Origin of the sequence: Burkholderia sp. USMB20, from assembly GCF_000949135.2 — a bacterium.
In the GTDB taxonomy this organism is placed as follows: Bacteria; Pseudomonadota; Gammaproteobacteria; order Burkholderiales; family Burkholderiaceae; genus Burkholderia.
This window is the reverse complement of sequence record NZ_JTAN02000003.1, coordinates 353,675-372,413: the sequence shown is the minus strand read 5'-3', so window position 1 is coordinate 372,413 and position 18,739 is coordinate 353,675. Positions and strand designations below refer to the sequence as shown.

The window sequence follows — 18,739 nt, the reverse complement described above, 5'->3', positions numbered from 1 at the left end:
GCGCCCAGCGCGCGGCCCAGAACGTGCCCGAATCCGATTTTCTCCACGTTGCCCGCTTCCTTGACGTAGAAGAGATGTCCGCGCTCACTCCTGCACAAGTGCTGTACGACGGGGCGTCCCCGCCCGCGATCCTGCCCTGCTGCGATCACTACGCGGGCAGCGAGAAGCTGATGCGCAAGTCGCTCGCGCTCCAGGCCGAACTCGGCCCCGTGTTCGACATCACGCTCGACTGCGAGGACGGCGCGGCCGTCGGCCAGGAAGCCGCGCACGCGCAGCTCGTCGCCGAATGCCTCGGCGGCGCCGAGAACCGCTTCGGGCGGGTCGGCGTCCGCATCCACGACTTTTCCCATCCCCACTGGCGCGACGACGTGCGCATCGTGCTGCGCGCCGCGCGCGCGCCGGCCTACGTCACGCTGCCGAAAATCGCCAGCGCCGCCGACGCGGCCGAGATGGTCGCGTTCATCGAAGGCACGCGCCGCGAGCTCGGCCTCGCGCAGCCGATTCCGGTGGACGTGCTGGTCGAGACGCACGGCGCGCTCGCCCAGGCGGCCGCGCTCGCCGCGCTGCCGCTGGTCGGCACGCTGAGCTTCGGGCTGATGGACTTCGTGTCCGCGCATCACGGCGCGATTCCCGATGCGGCGATGCGCTCGCCCGGCCAGTTCGACCATCCGCTCGTGCGCCGCGCGAAGCTGGAAATCGCCGCCGCCTGCCACGCGCACGGCAAGACGCCGTCGCACAACGTGACGACGGAAGTGCGCGACATGACCGTCGTCGCCGGCGACGCGCGCCGCGCGCGCGACGAGTTCGCGTTCACGCGGATGTGGAGCATCCATCCCGCGCAGATCCGCCCGATCGTCGACGCGTTCGCGCCGCGCACCGATGAAGTCGCGCTGGCCGCCGAGATCCTGCTGGCGGCGCAGGCCGCCGACTGGGGCCCGACGCGCCACGGCGATACACTGCACGATCGCGCGAGCTACCGCTATTACTGGTCGGTGCTGCGCCGCGCGCGGGCGACCGGCCAGCCGGTGCCGGCCGAGGCCGCGCCGCTGTTCGGCCCGGCCGCCGGAGACGCGCGGTGAGCGCGCGCCGGCACACGAATTTCATCGAATCACCGGGGCGCGAACCCGAGACGGGTTGGCGAAACGACAAAAAACGTAACGGAGCCCGAAAACCTGATATGTGCGCGGCCAAATAGGTGAAAATAGCGGCCGCTGCGCGCTTCCGGGGCGCGTGCAGTTTCAAACCGGCCGGCGGTGTCAGCTGCCGGCCCTTGTCAACTGATTATCGAAAGGTTCTGACTCCATGAAGAAACTCCTGATCGCTACCGCCATCGGCGCCTTGTCCGCCACGATGCTGGTGTCGGCTCCGAGCGCGTTCGCCCAGGATACGGCGACGACTGCGAAGAAGACGGCCAAGCGCCCGGCGCCGGCCAAGCGCATCGTTCCGCGCAGCAAGAAGGCGCAGGCGCGTGCCGCGGCCAAGGTCGATCCGGTACCGGACGGCGCGGCCAAGTGGTCGTGCAAGGACGGCCTGTCGTTCGACCTCGCCGGCGACATGAAGCGTGACCAGGTCGTCACGGTTCACTGGGCGAAGAAGAACTACAAGCTGCCGCGTCAGGCCACGACGACGGGCGCCGACACGTTCTACGATCCGGCCGCGGGCTTCAAGCTCGTCGTGATCCCGAGCAAGGCGATGCTGTTCAGCGACGCGAACGGCGGCGAGCGTCTCGCCGACGAATGCGTGACGCCGGAAATGGCGCAAGGCACGCCGGCTCCGACGCAATCGAACGAGCTGAAGCCGGCAACGAACTAAGCGCGCTCTCCCGAGCTCCTCGATGTCCGCCTCGGTCTCCAACGTCCGCCCCGCTCCGGATACGGTACTCGTCGATATCGTCGACTACGTGCTGAACACCGGCATCGACAGCGCGCTCGCGCTGGAGACGGCGCGTCATTGCCTGATCGACACGCTCGGATGCGGACTCGAGGCGCTGTCCTACCCGGCCTGCACCAAGCTGCTCGGCCCCGTCGTGCCCGGCACGATCGTGCCGAACGGCGCGAAGGTGCCCGGCACGTCCTTCCAGCTCGATCCCGTCCAGGCCGCTTTCGACCTCGGCGCGATGATCCGCTGGCTGGACTTCAACGACACCTGGCTCGCCGCCGAATGGGGTCATCCGTCCGACAACCTCGGCGGGATCCTGGCGACGGCCGACTGGCTGTCCCGCACGGCCGTCGCGGCCGGCAGGAAGCCGCTTGCGATGCGCGACGTGCTCGTCGCGATGATCCAGGCCCACGAGATCCAGGGCTGCCTCGCACTCGAGAATTCATTCAACGCGGTCGGGCTCGACCACGTGCTGCTCGTGAAAGTGGCGTCGACGGCCGTCGTCGGCCGCCTGCTCGGGCTCACGCGCGACGAGCTGATCAACGCGGTATCCAACGCATTCGTCGACGGCCACGCGCTGCGCACCTACCGCCACGCGCCGAACACCGGTTCGCGCAAGTCGTGGGCGGCCGGCGACGCGACGTCCCGCGCGGTGCGCCTCGCGCTGATCGCGAAAACGGGTGAAATGGGCTACCCGTCGGCGCTCACCGCGAAAACCTGGGGCTTCTACGACGTGCTGTTCGACGGCAAGCCGTTCCGTTTCCAGCGCCCGTACGGCACGTACGTGATGGAGAACGTGCTGTTCAAGATCGCGTTCCCCGCCGAATTCCATGCGCAGACGGCCGCCGAGGCCGCGCTGCAGCTGCACGCGCAGCTCGCCGCGGCGGGCCGCACGACCGACGATATCAGCCGGATCACGATCCGCACGCACGCGGCCGCGATCCGCATCATCGACAAGCAGGGCCCGCTCGCCAATCCGGCCGACCGCGACCATTGCATCCAGTACATGGTCGCCGTGCCGCTGCTGTTCGGCCGGCTGACCGCGGCCGATTACGAAGACGCGGTCGCCGCCGATCCGCGCATCGACGCGCTGCGCGCGAAAACCGTGTGCGTCGAGGATCCGCAGTTCACGAAGGATTACCATGACCCGGCCAAGCGGTCGATCGCGAATGCGCTGACGATCGAATTCGCGGACGGGTCCACGCTTGCCGAAGTAGCGGTCGAATACCCGATCGGCCATCAGCGACGCCGTGCGGACGGCATCCCGCTCCTGGTCGAGAAGTTCCGGACCAACCTCGCCCGCCGTTTCCCGGCAAAGCAGCAACAAGCGATTCTCGACGTGTCGCTGGACCAGGCAAAGCTCGAAGCGATGCCGGTCGATGAGTACGTCGACTTGTATGTGATATAGCCGTCATCTACAGGACTCTTTGTTTCCTAGCCTTAAACCCAGGAAAATCACCATGGCCCACAATCTCCACAAGACCCTCAAGGAATTCGACAGCGGTTCCGGCAAAGGCAAGTTCTACTCGCTGCCGCAGCTCGGCAAGGAACTGAAGACGAAGATCGAGCGCCTCCCGGTGTCGATCCGTATCGTGCTCGAGTCCGTGCTGCGCAACTACGACGGCAAGAAGATCACCGAAGAACACATCGAGCAGCTCGCGAACTGGCAGCCGACCGCGAAGCGCGTCGACGAGATTCCGTTCGTGGTGTCGCGCGTCGTGCTGCAGGACTTCACGGGCGTGCCGCTGCTCGCCGACATCGCGGCCATGCGCGGCGTCGCGGAGCGTTCGGGCAAGAATCCGAAGAAGATCGAGCCGCTGGTCCCGGTCGATCTCGTCGTCGACCACTCGGTCCAGATCGACTACTTCCGCCAGAAGGACGCGCTCGACCTGAACATGAAGCTGGAATTCCAGCGCAACAACGAGCGCTACCAGTTCATGAAGTGGGGCATGCAGGCGTTCGACACGTTCAAGGTCGTGCCGCCGGGCGTCGGCATCGTCCACCAGGTGAACCTCGAATATCTCGCGCGCGGCGTCCACAAGAAGACGGACGGCGGCGACACCGTGTACTACCCGGATACCCTCGTCGGCACGGACAGCCACACGACGATGATCAACGGCATCGGCGTGGTCGGCTGGGGCGTGGGCGGCATCGAGGCTGAAGCCGGCATGCTCGGCCAGCCGGTGTACTTCCTGACGCCGGACGTCGTCGGCGTCGAGCTGAAGGGCAAGCTGCGCGAAGGCGTGACGGCCACCGACCTGGTGCTGACGATCACCGAAATGCTGCGCAAGGAAAAGGTCGTCGGCAAGTTCGTCGAGTTCTTCGGCGAAGGCACGAAGTCGCTGTCGCTGCCGGACCGCGCGACGATCGGCAACATGGCGCCGGAATACGGCGCGACGATGGGCTTCTTCCCGGTCGACGAAAAGACCATCGAATACTTCGAAGGCACGGGCCGCACGAAGGCGGAAATCGCCGCGTTCGAGAACTACTTCAAGGCGCAGAAGCTGTTCGGCATTCCGAAGGCCGGCGACATCGACTACACGAAGACGGTCACGCTGGATCTTGCAACCGTCGCCCCGTCGCTGGCCGGCCCGAAGCGCCCGCAGGACCGCATCGAGATCGGCAACGTCAAGTCGACGTTCACCGAGCTGTTCTCGAAGCCGGTCGCGGAAAACGGCTTCGCGAAGAAGGCGGACGACCTGAACGCGCAGTACACGACGAGCAACGGCGTCGACGTGAAGAACGGCGACGTGCTGATCGCCGCGATCACGTCGTGCACGAACACGTCGAACCCGAGCGTGCTGCTGGCTGCCGGCCTGCTCGCGAAGAAGGCCGTCGAAGCCGGCCTGACCGTCGCGCCGCACATCAAGACCTCGCTCGCGCCGGGATCGCGCATCGTCACCGAATACCTGACGAAGACGGGCCTGCTGCCCTACCTCGCGAAGCTCGGCTTCGAAGTCGCCGCCTACGGCTGCACGACCTGTATCGGCAACGCGGGCGACCTGACGCCGGAACTGAACGAAGCGATCACGAAGAACGACATCGTCGCGGCAGCCGTGCTGTCGGGCAACCGTAACTTCGAGGCGCGCATCCACCCGAACATCCGCGCGAACTTCCTCGCGTCGCCGCCGCTGGTCGTCGCCTACGCGATCGCCGGCAACATCACGCGCGACCTGATGACCGAGCCGGTCGGCAAGGGCAAGGACGGCTACGACATCTACCTCGGCGACATCTGGCCGACGAGCGAGGAAATCCACGCGCTGCTCAAGTTCGCGCTCGACCCGAAGAAGTTCGAGGACAACTACTCGAAGCTGACCAAGAAGGGCGACCTCTGGAGCAAGATCGAGGGCGAGACGGGCCAGGTCTACGACTGGCCGAAGTCGACCTACATCGCGGAGCCGCCGTTCTTCGGCAACGACTTCTCGATGGAGCCGGCCGATTCGATCCCGACGGTCAAGGGCGCGCGCGCGCTGGGCATCTTCGGTGACTCGGTCACGACCGACCACATCAGCCCGGCAGGCTCGATCAAGGAAGACTCGCCGGCAGGCAAGTGGCTGAAGGAGAACGGCGTGCAGAAGGCCGACTTCAACAGCTACGGTTCGCGCCGCGGCAACCACGACGTGATGATGCGCGGCACGTTCGCGAACGTCCGGATCAAGAACCTGATGATCCCGGCGAAGGCGGACGGCACGCGCGTCGAAGGCGGCCTGACGATTCACCAGCCGAGCGGCGAACAGCTGTCGATCTACGATGCGGCGATGAAGTACGTCGACGCCGACACGCCGACCGTCGTGTTCGCGGGCGAAGAGTACGGCACGGGCTCGTCGCGCGACTGGGCCGCGAAGGGCACGCAGCTGCTCGGCGTGAAGGCCGTGATCGCACGCAGCTTCGAGCGGATCCACCGCTCGAACCTGGTCGGCATGGGCGTGCTGCCGCTGCAGTTCAAGGGCGCGGACAGCATCCAGTCGCTCGGCATCACCGGCGAAGAGACCTACGACATCGAAGGCCTCGGCGACGACTTCAAGCCGCAGCAGGACGTCACGCTCGTGATTCACCGCAAGAACGGCGAAACGACCCGCGTGCCGGTGCTGCTGCGCATCGATACGCCGATCGAAGTCGACTACTACAAGCACGGCGGTATCCTGCCGTTCGTGCTGCGCTCGCTGCTCGCAGCGTAAGCGCGCGGCTTTTGCAGGTGCCGCAGCCGCCTCGCGGCGGTTGCGGCCGATTTGGAAGCCCGACCTCGTGTCGGGCTTTTTTTGCCTGCGCGGCGGTGTGCCGGCGCGCCGGTGCGTCATGCGGCCTTGTCGGCGCGCGTCCTGCCGCCTGCGGCCGGCCGCGCGTTCTTCTTCAGGTGCGCGCGGTTGTAGTCGATCGCCGCGCGAACGAGACGCTTCAGCGCCCGTTTGTCGAGCTTGTCGCCTTCGAGGAAATCGATCGCACGCCGCGCATTGCCTTCAAGGCCCGCATTGAACAGCCGGTCGGGATCGGGCAGCTGCGCGCCATGCATGAACGTGAGCTTCACCTTGCCCTTGTGCGCGTTCGCGACCGCGATCATCCCGTCGCACGACCACACCGGGCTGCCCATCCATTTCCATTCCTCGACGATGCCTTCGTCGGCGGCGACGATCGTCTCGCGCAGTTCGGCGAACGTCTTGCCGCGCCAGTCGGCGATGCCTGCGATCAGCGCGTCGATGCGAGCCGACGGTTCCAGGTCGGAGGCGCTCATGCACGGCCCTCCTCGTCGTCATCGGGGCGCGCGAGCACCTGCTCGAGCGACGCGAAGAACTGCGTCCAGCCGTGCTGCGCACCGCGGTACGCCTGCTCCTGATCCGCGCGGAAACCGGCCTGCTCCATCCGCAACAGCGTGCCGACCGGCGTCGGCGTGAGCGTCCACGTGACGACGCTTTCCAGGCCGTACGCGGCCCACGTGTAGGACAGCACGCGCTGCGGCTCGATCGTCAGCAACGTGCAGTCGACCGAACCCCAGTCCGCGCGGAAGCTGAACGCGCGGCCCGCGACGGGCTCGAAATCGCTCTGCATCAGCCATGCCTCGATCAGATGCGGTTGCGTGAGCGCACGCCAGACCTTCTCCGGCGGATGCGACAGTTCCCGTTCGACGACGACGGTGCGTGTGTCAGTGGTGGCCTGGTTCATGACTGATCCATCCTCTTGAGCAGATCTTCGAGCGCGTCGAACCGGTTCTGCCAGAAGCCTGCCATCTGGCTGGTCCAGTCGATCAACGGTGTCAGCGCTTGCGGCTGCGCGCTGTAATGCGTCTGCCGGCCTTCGTGGCGGTCGCTCACGAGCCCGGCCTGCTTCAGTACCCCCAGATGCTTCGATACCGCCGGCTGCGTCACGCCTGCGTGCGCCGTCAGCGCGGCGACCGTCAGTTCGCCCTCCTCGCACAGCCGCTCGAAGAGCGCGCGGCGGGTCGGATCGGCGAGCGTCCTGAACAGCATGTCGGGGACGTTTTGCATGGCTTGATTCATAACCCGATAGTTATGGATTCAAGAATATCCCCGGATCGACGCACGTCAAGGAGCGATTTCGCAGGAAGCATCAGGCGATCCTGCAGCGGGGACGTTCGCCGGAACGGACGGAATGGCGGCGAATCGGCTTGCGAAGAACATCACGCGCGCGTCGAGGCGCCACCGTCCGATTCGAGCGTTTCTTCTAATCTGCTCGCCGGACGCTCCAACCGAAAGCACGCTGCAAGACTCGCCACTACGTCGTTCCACAGTTCGGGAAACACGCGCGATCGACGGGTTCCGTTTTTGTGCATTCGCGCATTCGTACGTCGTCGCGCCGGCCGCGCGGCAACGCCTGACCACATATTGCAACGCGCAATGCGTTCACGCGCGATCGAAAGCGCCCGCCCACACACGGTCCTTCGCTCTGCAATCGCGCGCATTCCGCTGCCGCAATGAACGAGTCGTGCGCGCAAACGCCAGCGACCGATGCGCGGTCGCGTGGCGAACCGGTTCCCTTTGCCGCGGGCCGCTGCCGCATGCATGAACGACGCATCGCCGGCACGCGAGCACGCCGATGTCAGAACTGACAGCTATGGAAACTGGCAGCTACCTGAACGGCGCCGACGCCCTACGCTCGTCACCGCTCGCGGCCCCACAAGGGCCGGGGCTTCCAGCAACGTCGTCTCTCCTAAAAAGGACTCCCGATGAAAAGGAACGCCTGGTTTGCCCTTCCCCTTCCGTCGCCGCGCCGCCTCGCATTCGCGTGGCCGCTCGTGCTCGCCGCCGGCGCGGCGCATGCGACGACGGACTGGGTCGACACCCACACGAAGGCCTTTCTGACCGGCCCGCAATTGATGGCGCGCAGCGCCGCACCGTCGCTCGAACTCGCGGCCGGCGAAACGGCCGACATCGTCGTCAGCCTGAAGCTGCGCAACGCCGCGCAGCTCAAGCAGCTCGCGCACGACGTGAACCGGCCCGGCAACGCGCATTACCGCCAGTACCTGACGCACGAACAGTTCCTCGCCAGCTACGCGCCCACCGACGCGCAAGTGAAATCGGTCGTCGACTATCTGCGCAAGAGCGGCTTCGTGAATATCGAGGTCGCGCCGAACCGGCTGCTGGTGTCCGCGCGCGGCACGGCCGGCACGGTGAAGACCGCGTTCAACACGTCGCTCGTGCACTTCGAGTACGCGGGCCGCTCGGGCTTCGCGAACGCGTCGACCGCGCAGGTGCCGCGCGCGCTCGGAGACGTCGTCGGCTCGGTGCTCGGGTTGCAGAACGTCGCGCGCGCACGGCCGATGCTGCGCATCGGCAACGTCGCGAAGCCGCAGGCGCTCGCGGCCGGCACGGCCACCGGCCACTATCCGAAGGAATTCCCGGGCCTCTACAACGCGACCGGCGTGCCGACCGCGGCAGGCGTGAGCGTCGGCATCATCACGATCGGCGGCGTTTCGCAGACGCTGCAGGACCTGAAGCAGTTCACGTCGAGCAACGGCTACGGCACGGTCGCAACCCAGACCGTGAAGACCAACGGCACCGGCACGACCGGCAGCTACAGCGACGACCAGGACGGCCAGGGCGAATGGGATCTCGACAGCCAGTCGATCGTCGGCTCGGCCGGCGGCCAGGTCGGCAAGCTCGTGTTCTACATGGCGGACCTGAACGCCGCCGGCAACACGGGGCTCACGCAGGCGTTCAACCGCGCGGTGTCGGACAACACCGCGAAGGTGATCAACGTGTCGCTCGGCTGGTGCGAGACCGACGCGAACGCGGACGGCACGATCGACGCCGAAGAGCAGATCTTCACGACGGCTGCCGCGCAGGGTCAGACGTTCTCGGTGTCGTCGGGCGACGAAGGCGTGTACGAGTGCAACAACCGCGGCTATCCGGACGGCGCGAACTACACGGTGTCGTGGCCGGCCGCGTCGCCGCACGTGCTCGCGATCGGCGGCACGACGCTGTACACCACGTCGGCGGGTGCGTTCTCGAACGAAACGGTGTGGAACGAAGGCCTCGACGGCAACGGCAAGCTGTGGGCGACGGGCGGCGGCGTCAGCACGGTGCTGCCGGCGCCGGCGTGGCAATCGGGCAGCAATCGTCAGTTGCCCGACGTATCGTTCGATGCCGCGCAAAGCACGGGCGCGTACATCTACAACTACGGCCAGCTGCAGCAGATCGGCGGCACGAGCCTCGCCGCGCCGATCTTCACCGGCTTCTGGGCGCGTCTGCTCGCGGCGAACGGCACGGGCCTCGGTTTCCCGGCCGCGAAGTTCTATGCGGACATCCCGTCGAATCCGTCGCTCGTGCGCTATGACGTCGTGTCAGGGAACAACGGCTATCAGGGGTATGGCTACAGAGCAGGCACCGGCTGGGATCTGACGACCGGCTTCGGCAGCCTGAACATCGCGAACCTCAACAAGCTGATCCAGACGGGCGGCTTCTGAGCCTGACGCGAAGGCCGGCGCGCGGCGGTCGTTCGCCGCGCACCGGCCGGGAAAGATTCGGGCAGCGGGCGGGCGCGGAGCCCTACTCCGTCGCCTGCTCGTTCGTCGCTGTCGTCGCTGTCGTCGCTGCCGTCGCGACCGACGCGACCGGCGCGCCGGCCCGGTGCGATGGCGCGAAGAGCCGCAGCCCGCTCGCCACGCTCGCCGCCCCGGCAAAACCCGCCCCGAGCATCAGCGCGAGCGTCGGCCCGTGACGCCCCGCGATCCCGAACGACAGCGCGACGAGCGCCGCGCCGGTCGCCTGCCCGATCAGCCGCGCGGTCGCGATGATCCCGCTCGCACCGCCGCTGCGCTCGGGCGGCGCGCTCGACATCAGCGCCTTCAGGTTCGGCGACTGGAAGAAGCCGAAGCCCGCGCCGCACAGCATCATCCGCCAGCCGATGTCGACGACGCTCGGCGCTGCCGGCAACGCGGCGAGCGACACCATCCCCGCGCTCAGCAGCGCGAGCCCGATCGCACCGAGCAATCCGGGCGGATAACGGTCGGACAAGCGGCCCGCGATCGGCGCGGCGAGCGCGACGATCGCCGACCACGGCGTCATCAGGAACCCGGTCTCGACCGCGTCGCGATGCAGGACGGTTTCGAAGTAGAACGGCAGCGACACGAACGCGAGCCCCTGCGCGGCAAACGCGCACACGGCCGTCAGCGCGGACAGCGTGAACACGGGCCGGCGAAACAGGTCGACCGGCAGCATCGGCGCCGGGTGCCCGGCCTGGCGGCGGATCAGCAGCCAGCCGAACGCGAGCGCGACCGCGGCGGCCGCGAACACGACGGACAGCGGCCCGCGCTGCGCGAACTCTCCGAGCGCGAAGATCAGCGACGCGAACGTGATCACGTTGAACAGCGCGGCGAGCGGATCGAACGCGTGCTTGCCCCGCGCCGTCTGCGGCAGCGACGGAATCGCCACGGCAAGCGCGAGCACGCCGAGCGGCACGTTCACCGCGAACAGCCACGGCCATGCGGCCACCGACAGGATCAGCGACGCGATCGTCGGCCCCACCGCGAACGACACACCGACGACCAGCGCGTTGAAGCCGACGCCGCGCCCGAGCCGGTGCGCGGGAAACAGGTTGCGGATCAGCGCGACGTTCACGCTCATGATCGCGCTCGCGCCGAAGCCCTGCACGATCCGCGCCGCCGTCAGCTGCGGCAGCGTCGCCGCGAGCGAGCAGCCGAGCGACGCGAGCGTGAACACCGCGAGGCCGCCGACATACACGCGCTTGTGGCCGACGATGTCGCCGAGCGACGCGAACGGCAGCAGCGTCGCGACCATCGCGAGCTGGTACGCGTTGATGATCCACACCGACGCGGCCGGCGACGCGTGCAGGTCGGCGGCGATCGCGGGCAGCGCGGTGTTCGCGATCGCGGTGTCGAGCGTCGCGAGCGCGACGGCCAGCAGCACGGCGGACATCGCGCGCCAGTTGACGGCCGGCTCCCGGGTGCCGGCGGGGGATGCGAATTCGGACAAGATGAGGCTCGGCTGACTGACGAGCGACGCGCGGCGTCGCGGATTGAGCGGCGCGGCAACGGGCGCTCCGTGCGTGCGACGGCAACGGAACGCGCGGCACCACGAGCCGTATTGTTGCAGAGCCGCATCGAACGTGCAGGCAACCGCTTCGTCAGTCAGCGAAACGAAAGCTTCGCCGCGCCGGGTCAGGCGCGCGGCTTCGTTGAGAACGCAACGATCGCCGGCCCGGCAGCCGGCTCAACGTCACGCATCCGGCCGCCGTTACGACACCGCGCGCCGCGCGTTGCGGCCGCGCAGCCATTCGAGCGCGAGCAGCAGGCTCGTCGAGAAGATGATCAGGATCGTCGCGAGCGCGGCGATCGTCGGGCTGATGTTCTCGCGAATGCCGGTGAACATCTGGCGCGGCAGCGTCGTCTGGTCCGCGCCCGCGAGGAACAGCGTGACGACGACTTCGTCGAACGACGTCGCGAACGCGAACAGCGCGCCCGACATCACGCCCGGCGCGATCACCGGCAGCGTCACGCGGAAGAACGTCGTGACGGGGTTCGCGCCGAGCGACAGGCTCGCGCGCACCAGGTTCTGGTTGAAGCCCTGCAGCGTCGCGGCCACGGTCGTCACGACGAACGGCACGCCGAGCGCCGCGTGCGCGGCGATCAGGCCGGTGTAGGTGTTCGCGAGCCCGAGCGGCGCGAAGAACAGGTACATGCCAACGCCGACCACGACGACCGGCACGATCATCGGCGACAGCAGCACGGCCATCAGCAGCCCCTTGCCGCGGAAGTCCGCCTTCGTGAGGCCGATCGCGGCGAGCGTGCCGAGCACGGTCGCGACGACGGTCGCCGACGGCGCGACGATGAAGCTGTTCTTCGCGGCCATCCGCCACTCGTCCGATGCGATCAGGTTCTCGTACCAGCGCGTCGAGAAGCCCGGAATCGGATAGACGAGGAACGTGCTCGACGAAAACGACAGCGGCACGATCGCGAGCACCGGCAGGATCAGGTACAGCAGCGTCAGCACGACGAGCACGCGCAACGCGACGTACCACGCGCGCTCGGCGAACGACATGTGCGGCGCGAACAGCGGCCTGGCGAGTTTCATGGTCGGCTTCCCCTTCCCGTTTTCCTGTCCCCGGCGCTCAGCCGAGGCTCACGTTGGTGCGCGTGAAGCGCCCGTACACCGCATACAGCACCAGCGTCGCCGCGAGCAGCAGCCCGCCGAGCGCGCACGCCATGCCCCAGTTGATCGTCACGTTCGTGAAGTACGCGACGTAGTAGCTGACCATCTGGTCGTTCGGCCCGCCGAGCAGCGCGGGCGTGATGTAGTAGCCGATCGCGAGGATGAACACGAGCAGCGCGCCCGCGCCGACGCCCGGATAGGTCTGCGGCACGTACACGCGCCAGAACGCGGCGAACGGATGGCTGCCGAGCGACACGGCCGCGCGCTGGTAGGTCGGCGGGATCGACTTCATCACGCTGTACAGCGGCAGGATCATGAACGGCAGCAGGATGTGCGTCATCGAGATGTACACGCCGACGCGATTGAACAGCAGCGTCAGCGGATGCGAGATCAGCCCGGCGCCGATCAGCGCGGTGTTGATCAGCCCCTCGCTCTGCAGCAGCACGATCCATGCGGCGACGCGCACCAGCACCGAGGTCCAGAATGGAATCAGCACGAGGATCATCACGAGGTTCGCGCGGCGCTCGGACAGCGTCGAGATCCAGTACGCGAGCGGATATCCGAGCAGCAGCGCGAACAGCGTGACCGCGACGCCGATCACGAACGTGCGGCCGAAGATCGCCAGATAGATCGACTGGTCGGGATCGGCCCGCACGATCTGGCCGAAGCCGTCCTGCTTGTGGTCGAGCGCGGCGAGCAGGTAGAACGGCGACACCTGGCTGCCGTTCTTCGCGATCGCCTGCCAGTACGCGGGTTCGCCCCAGCGCGAATCGAGGTCGATCAGCTTCGCGCGGGTCTGCGCGGGTGTCAGCGCCGCGGTGCCCGCCCCCTCCTCGCCCTTCAGCGGCATCGCGCGCGCCGTCTTCGCGACGAGCGAGCGGTAGCCGGGAATCTCGGTGTTCAGGCGCCGCGCGAGCGCGCCCATCGCCTCGCTGTCGGCGACCTTCGTCATGTCGGCCGCGAGTGCGGCATACGCGGCATCGGCCGGCGGTGTCTTGCGGTCCCAGCCCGACAGCGCGGCCACCGTGTTCGGCAGCGCGGTCGCGATCTCCGGGTTCTGCACCGCGCGCGTGAGCAGCGTGCCGATCGGCACGACGAAGATGAGCAGCAGGAAGATCGCGAGCGGCGCGATCAGCAGCAACGCCATCGTGCGCTTGCGGGCCTCGGCGGCCTTCAGCTCGCGCTTGAGCGCGGCTGTCGACGGCGAGGAAGGAGCGATCGTCATCGTGTTCAACGGTTCTCTCCGGCCGGGCTCGATCCGGCGGAATGCCGCGCGACGCGTTCGACGCGCCGCGCGGCAGGTTGCATCAGGACACCTGAGTAGCGGTTACTTCGTCGCCCACGCGGCGAAGCGCTGCTCGAGCTCGTCGCTGTGGTCGGTCCAGAAGCCGATGTCCTCCAGCACCGCGTTCTTGCCGTTGGCCGGCGAATTCGGCAGGTTCGCGAGCGTCTTCGCGTCGAGCGACTTGATCGCCGCGACGTTCGCGGGGCCGTACGCGATGTGATGCGCATACTCTTGCTGCGGCTTCGGCGTCAGCGTGTACGCGATGTACTGTTCGGCCAGCGCCTTGTTCGGGGAGCCCTTCGGAATCGCCCAGTAGTCGAGGTCGTAGATGCTGCCGTTCCACACGACCTTCAGGTTCTTGCCTTCCTTCTGCGCGGCGTCGATGCGGCCGTTGTACGCGGTCGACATCACGACGTCGCCGGCCACGAGGAACTGCGGCGGCTGCGCGCCCGCTTCCCACCACTGGATGTACGGCTTCAGTTCGTCGAGCTTCTTGAACGCGCGATCCTGGCCGGCCTTCGTGCCGAGCACCTTGTATACGTCCTTCGTCGAAACGCCGTCGGCCATCAGCGCGAACTCGAGGTTGTAGCGCGCGCCCTTGCGCATCCCGCGCTTGCCGGGGAATTTCTTCACGTTCCAGAAATCGGCCCAGCCGGTCGGCGCGGTCTTCAGCTTGTCGGCGTTGTACGAGAGCGCGGTCGACCACACGAAGAAACCGACGCCGCACACCTGCGGCGATTCCGGAATCAGGTCGGACTTCTTCGCGATCTTCGACCAGTCGAGCTTCTCGTACAGCCCTTCGTCGCAGCCGCGGTTCAGGTCGCCCGACTCGACTTCGACCACGTCCCAGTTGACGTGCTTCGCCTCGACCATCGCCTTCACTTTCGCCTGCTCGCCGTTGTACTCGACGGCCGTGACCTTGTTGCCGGTCGCCTTCTCGAACGGCTGGTTGAATGCGGCCTTCTGTGCGTCGCCGTTCGCGCCGCCGAAGTTGACGACCGTGAGTTCGGCCGCCGTGGCCGATGCGCCGACGACGGCGAGCGCCAGTGCGAGCGCGGTGCGACGCGCGGTAGTGCTTGCTCCGTTCATGATGGTTCCTCTCCTCTCGTGGTGGAAGTGGGCAGTTGTTGTTGACGACGTGCAGCGATAAAGCGGGAAAACCCAGTGTCAGGCGAACACGCGCAGGTGCTCGGGCGCGAATGCGAGCGATACCGGCGCGCCGGGCGAGAACGCGTCGAGCGCGCCCGTGCCGAGCGGCACCTTCACGAAGCATTCGTCCTGGCCCGGCAGCGCGCAGCGCATGCGCACGTGATCGCCGAAATAGATGAGGCTGCGCGCCTCGCCGGTGACGCGGTTGGCGGTGCTGCCGTTCATGTGCCCATTCGCGAGGCTCATGCGTTCGGGGCGGATGCACGCGACGGCCGGCGCGCCTTCGGCCGCGTCGCCGATGCGGCGCCCGACGAGCTGCGTGCCGTCGTCCAGCCGGAATTCGCAGAATTCGCCGTCGACGCGCGCGATGGTGCCGCGCAGCCGGTTGCTGTCGCCGATGAAGTTCGCGACGAATTCGTTGCACGGCGATTCGTACAGGCGGTCGACGGTATCGAGCTGCTGCACGATGCCCTTGTCGAACACGGCGACGCGATCGGACATCGTCAGCGCCTCGCCCTGGTCGTGCGTCACGTACACGAAGGTCACGCCGAGCTTCTCGTGCAGCGCCTTCAGTTCGTACTGCATGTGTTCGCGCAACTGCTTGTCGAGCGCGCCGAGCGGCTCGTCCATCAGCACGAGCTTCGGCTCGAACACGAGGGCACGCGCGAGCGCGATGCGCTGCTGCTGGCCGCCCGACAGCTGCGCCGGATAGCGCTTCGCGAAACGCTCCATCTGCACCATCTTCAGCGCATGCGCGACGCGCTCCGCGCGCTCGGCGGCCGCGAGCTTGCGCACCGTCAGCGGATACGCGACGTTCTGCTCGACCGTCAGGTGCGGAAACAGCGCGTAGTTCTGGAACACCATGCCGATATTGCGCTTGTGCGGCGGCACGGTATTCAGCAGCTCGCCGTCGAGGCGGATCTCGCCGCCCGTCGGGAACTCGAAGCCCGCCAGCATCATCAGGCAGGTGGTCTTGCCCGAGCCGGACGGCCCGAGCAGCGTCAGGAATTCCCCTCGGTGGATATCGAGGTCGAGCGATTTGACGACCAGCGTCTCGCCGTCGTAGGTCTTCCGCACGCCGCGAAAGCTGACGATCACATCATCGGACTTCATTGTGGCTGTCCCCTTGCTGCGCGACAAACGTTTTTGAGATGCGAGCCACTATACGGCGCGCACGGTTCTATACTAGGGAACCATTTCAATATTCCTAGTAGGACCACTTTGGATACCGTGATCCTGGGCGACTGGCTCTCGGCCCGTCTCGACCGCGGCTCGTCCGAGCCGATGTACCGGCAACTGCTGCAACTGATGCAGCAGGCCATTCTCACCGGAGAATTAGGGCCAGGCACAAAGCTGCCGAGTTCGCGCACGCTCGCGGCAGACCTGTCGATCGCGCGCAATACCGTGCTGCACGTGTACGACCAGCTGACGGCCGAAGGCTACGTGCTGACGACGACCGGCAGCGGCACCTACGTGGCCGACACGCGGCCGGACGCGGCCGCGATCCGCGTGCCGGGCGCCGCCGCACCGCAGCCGTCCGATGCCGATGCGGCGCTGCAGCAGGACGCACAAGGCGGCCTGTCGATGCGCGGCCGGCAGCTGATCGAGCACGCGGGCGTGTCGCGGCGCCAGTGGGGCGCGTTCATGCCGGGCGTGCCGGACGTGTCGGAATTCCCGAGCCGCACCTGGAGCCGCCTGCAGGCGCGCCTGTGGAAGGAAGCGAATCCCGAATTGCTGACCTATGCGCCGGGCGGCGGCTACCGGCCGCTGCGCCGCGCGCTCGCCGACTACCTGCGCGTCGCGCGCTCGGTCAAATGCACGCCGGACCAGGTGATCATCACGACCGGCATCCACCAGTCGATCGACCTCGCGGTGCGGCTGCTGTCCGACATCGGCGATCGCGCGTGGGTCGAGGAACCGTGCTACTGGGGCGTGCGCAGCGTGCTGCAGGCGACCGGCCTCGCGCTCACGCCGGTGCCGGTCGACCAGGAAGGCCTCGATCCGAGCGCGGGCGACATGCAGCATCCGCCGCGGCTCGTGCTCGTCACGCCGTCGCATCAGTATCCGCTCGGGATGGTGATGAGCCTCGCGCGCCGCCGGATGCTGCTCGAGTACGCACGCCAGCACCGCTGCTGGATCATCGAGGACGACTACGACAGCGAATTCCGCTACGGCAGCCGGCCGCTCGCGTCGCTGCAGGGGCTCGACGACGGCGGCCGCGTGATCTACGTCGGCAGCCTCGGCAAGATGCTGTTCCCGGGCCTGCGGATGGGCTACATGGTCGTGCCGGAGCATCTGGTCGACACGTTCCGCACCGGGCTGTCGGAGCTGTATCGCGAGGGCCAGCTGATGCAGCAGGCCGTGCTCGCGGAGTTCATCATGGACGGGCACCTGACTTCGCACGTCAGGCGGATGCGCACGCTGTACGGCGAGCGCCGGCAGTTGCTGATCGATGCGATCCATGCGCGCTTCGGCGACGCGTTGCCCGTGATGGGCGACGAGGCGGGACTCCATCTGGTGCTCGGCCTGCCCGACACGTGCGACGATCGCGCAGTCACGCAAAGCGCATTCGACGCGGGCGTGATCGTGCGCCCGCTGACCAGCTACTACAGCAGCCTGGACACTGCGCGGCGCGGGCTGCTGCTCGGCTACGCGTGCGTCGCGCACGAACGCATCGGCCCCGCGTTCGACACGCTCGCGGCCACCATCGAACGGCATCTGCCGCGGCGCTTCACGCGCGCGGCATGAGCGCGTGCGCGATTGCGCGCATTACTGCGCGGCAGCCGCGCCGCGGTCGAGCGACGCCGCGCGCAGCGCTTCGCCGGGCTTCGTGAACATGCGCTGACGCAGCGCGGCGATCTGCGCGTCGCGATCCTGCGGCGACAATCCGGCCGCGCCGATCTGCGCACGCTGCGCCGCATAGTCGGCGTAGCGGCTCTGCCACGACGCGTCCTCCTGCTGCATCTGCGCGACGCGCGCGGCGGCTTCCGGGCCGAGTGTCTGCGTCAGTTGCGCGCGCATCGCATCGGGCGTCGCCCCACTCTTCCGTAACTGCGCGATCTGGTCGATCGCGGCCTGCTGCCGGTCGGCCGTCTGCCGTGCCACGCGTTCGTCGGCCGGCATCTGCTGCGCGAGCGCCGCGAGCCGCTCCGCCTTTTGCGCCTCCGTCAGCGCAGGGTCCTGCGTAATCTTCAGCCGCGCGAGATCGTAGCGCTGCCGCCACTGCTCGGTGCCGAAGAACGGCTGGCTCCAGTCGCCGAGCGTCCGATACGCGATCGACGCGCGCTGGTCGAGCGCGAGCTGCAGCGCGCCGAGATCGGACTTGTCGACCGCACCCGCCTCCGGCAGCTTCGCGAGCGCGTCGAGATACGTGCGGTATCGATGCCAGACGTCGAGCGCCTCGGGTTGCGCGACCGTGCCGTCGAGCTGGGCGGCGATCTCGCGCACGACGAGCGCATCGAGCGCGGGCGCGCTCAAGTCGCTCCGCGCGGTCAGGCAATAATCGAAGAAATCGCGCACCGCGCGCGACTTCGCAAGGTGGCCGCCGGTGTCGAGCGGCAGCCGCGGCGCACTGGAATCGGCGAGCGGCGGCGGCAGGCCAGCGCTCGCCGGCAATGCGGGCTGCGACGGCGCGGCGTTCACGCCGCCGAGGGCTGCGGCATCCGCCGACGCATGCGGCGCGTCGGCGCCGCGATGCGATGCCGTACCGGTCCAGATCGCGACGCCGGCGATCGCCGCCAGCCCCACCGCGCCGTAGACCACAACGCGCCGCGCGAGCGGCGCGCGTCCTTCGCGTGTCGTCATC

15 protein-coding genes are annotated in these 18,739 nt (G+C 67.8%); 6 read left to right on the top strand and 9 right to left on the bottom strand.

Features of this window, described 5'->3' with window-relative positions:
- Positions 1 to 74: 74 nt before the first annotated feature.
- From PL79_RS05740 to acnA, 4 genes are all read left to right on the top strand, one after another.
- Entirely contained in the window at positions 75 to 1,079 is a 1,005-nt protein-coding gene (locus tag PL79_RS05740; protein ID WP_044845314.1) for an HpcH/HpaI aldolase/citrate lyase family protein, read from the top strand.
- A gap of 223 nt (positions 1,080 to 1,302) precedes the next feature.
- Positions 1,303 to 1,812 (top strand): hypothetical protein, encoded by a 510-nt coding sequence (locus PL79_RS05735; protein WP_044845313.1) that lies wholly within the window; start codon positions 1,303 to 1,305, stop codon positions 1,810 to 1,812.
- Positions 1,813 to 1,834: 22 nt separating this feature from the next.
- On the top strand, positions 1,835 to 3,286 hold the full coding sequence (locus PL79_RS05730; RefSeq protein ID WP_044845312.1) for a bifunctional 2-methylcitrate dehydratase/aconitate hydratase: 1,452 nt from the start codon (positions 1,835 to 1,837) through the stop codon (positions 3,284 to 3,286).
- Between the two features lie 52 nt (positions 3,287 to 3,338).
- Positions 3,339 to 6,056, top strand: coding sequence for an aconitate hydratase AcnA (acnA, locus tag PL79_RS05725; RefSeq protein WP_044845311.1), 2,718 nt, complete (start codon positions 3,339 to 3,341; stop codon positions 6,054 to 6,056).
- A 116-nt stretch (positions 6,057 to 6,172) separates the two neighbouring features.
- Here acnA and PL79_RS05720 read toward each other — a convergent pair whose 3' ends face one another.
- The 3 genes from PL79_RS05720 to PL79_RS05710 are packed head-to-tail and all read right to left on the bottom strand — an operon-like array spanning position 6,173 to position 7,358.
- A complete protein-coding gene (locus PL79_RS05720) occupies positions 6,173 to 6,607 on the bottom strand; it encodes a DUF1801 domain-containing protein (protein ID WP_044845310.1) in 435 nt (144 codons plus the stop codon).
- Positions 6,604 to 7,035, bottom strand: a complete 432-nt coding sequence (locus tag PL79_RS05715) for an SRPBCC family protein (RefSeq protein ID WP_044845309.1) — start codon at positions 7,033 to 7,035, stop codon at positions 6,604 to 6,606. Before PL79_RS05715 ends, PL79_RS05720 begins: the two co-directional genes overlap by 4 nt.
- Complete coding sequence (locus tag PL79_RS05710; protein ID WP_044845308.1) at positions 7,032 to 7,358, bottom strand: ArsR/SmtB family transcription factor; 327 nt, start codon at positions 7,356 to 7,358, stop codon at positions 7,032 to 7,034. Before PL79_RS05710 ends, PL79_RS05715 begins: the two co-directional genes overlap by 4 nt.
- A gap of 698 nt (positions 7,359 to 8,056) precedes the next feature.
- Between PL79_RS05710 and PL79_RS05700 the strand changes: the two genes are divergently transcribed.
- The gene (locus tag PL79_RS05700) at positions 8,057 to 9,796 is read left to right on the top strand and encodes a S53 family peptidase (protein WP_044845307.1); all 1,740 of its coding nucleotides are present in this window, start codon (positions 8,057 to 8,059) and stop codon (positions 9,794 to 9,796) included.
- An 82-nt stretch (positions 9,797 to 9,878) separates the two neighbouring features.
- Here PL79_RS05700 and PL79_RS05695 read toward each other — a convergent pair whose 3' ends face one another.
- The 5 genes from PL79_RS05695 to PL79_RS05675 form a co-directional block, all read right to left on the bottom strand.
- A complete protein-coding gene (locus tag PL79_RS05695) occupies positions 9,879 to 11,324 on the bottom strand; it encodes an MFS transporter (RefSeq protein ID WP_082088534.1) in 1,446 nt (481 codons plus the stop codon).
- 261 nt (positions 11,325 to 11,585) lie between these two features.
- The gene (locus PL79_RS05690) at positions 11,586 to 12,422 is read right to left on the bottom strand and encodes an ABC transporter permease (protein WP_044845306.1); all 837 of its coding nucleotides are present in this window, start codon (positions 12,420 to 12,422) and stop codon (positions 11,586 to 11,588) included.
- 37 nt (positions 12,423 to 12,459) lie between these two features.
- Complete coding sequence (locus PL79_RS05685; protein ID WP_044845305.1) at positions 12,460 to 13,734, bottom strand: ABC transporter permease; 1,275 nt, start codon at positions 13,732 to 13,734, stop codon at positions 12,460 to 12,462.
- A 93-nt stretch (positions 13,735 to 13,827) separates the two neighbouring features.
- Positions 13,828 to 14,874: an ABC transporter substrate-binding protein gene (locus PL79_RS05680; protein WP_044845304.1), complete on the bottom strand. Its 1,047-nt coding sequence runs from the start codon at positions 14,872 to 14,874 to the stop codon at positions 13,828 to 13,830.
- A 78-nt stretch (positions 14,875 to 14,952) separates the two neighbouring features.
- Positions 14,953 to 16,047 carry an ABC transporter ATP-binding protein gene (locus tag PL79_RS05675; RefSeq protein WP_044845303.1) on the bottom strand — a complete coding sequence of 365 codons (1,095 nt, stop codon included), beginning with the start codon at positions 16,045 to 16,047 and terminating at the stop codon, positions 14,953 to 14,955.
- A gap of 108 nt (positions 16,048 to 16,155) precedes the next feature.
- On the opposite strand from PL79_RS05675, the gene pdxR reads away from it, so the two are divergent.
- Positions 16,156 to 17,682 carry a MocR-like pyridoxine biosynthesis transcription factor PdxR gene (gene pdxR / locus PL79_RS05670; RefSeq protein WP_044845302.1) on the top strand — a complete coding sequence of 509 codons (1,527 nt, stop codon included), beginning with the start codon at positions 16,156 to 16,158 and terminating at the stop codon, positions 17,680 to 17,682.
- Between the two features lie 21 nt (positions 17,683 to 17,703).
- On the opposite strand, the gene PL79_RS05665 is transcribed toward pdxR, so the two are convergent.
- The gene (locus PL79_RS05665; RefSeq protein ID WP_044845301.1) at positions 17,704 to 18,738 is read right to left on the bottom strand and encodes a lipase secretion chaperone; all 1,035 of its coding nucleotides are present in this window, start codon (positions 18,736 to 18,738) and stop codon (positions 17,704 to 17,706) included.
- Between the last annotated feature and the right edge of the window lies 1 nt (position 18,739).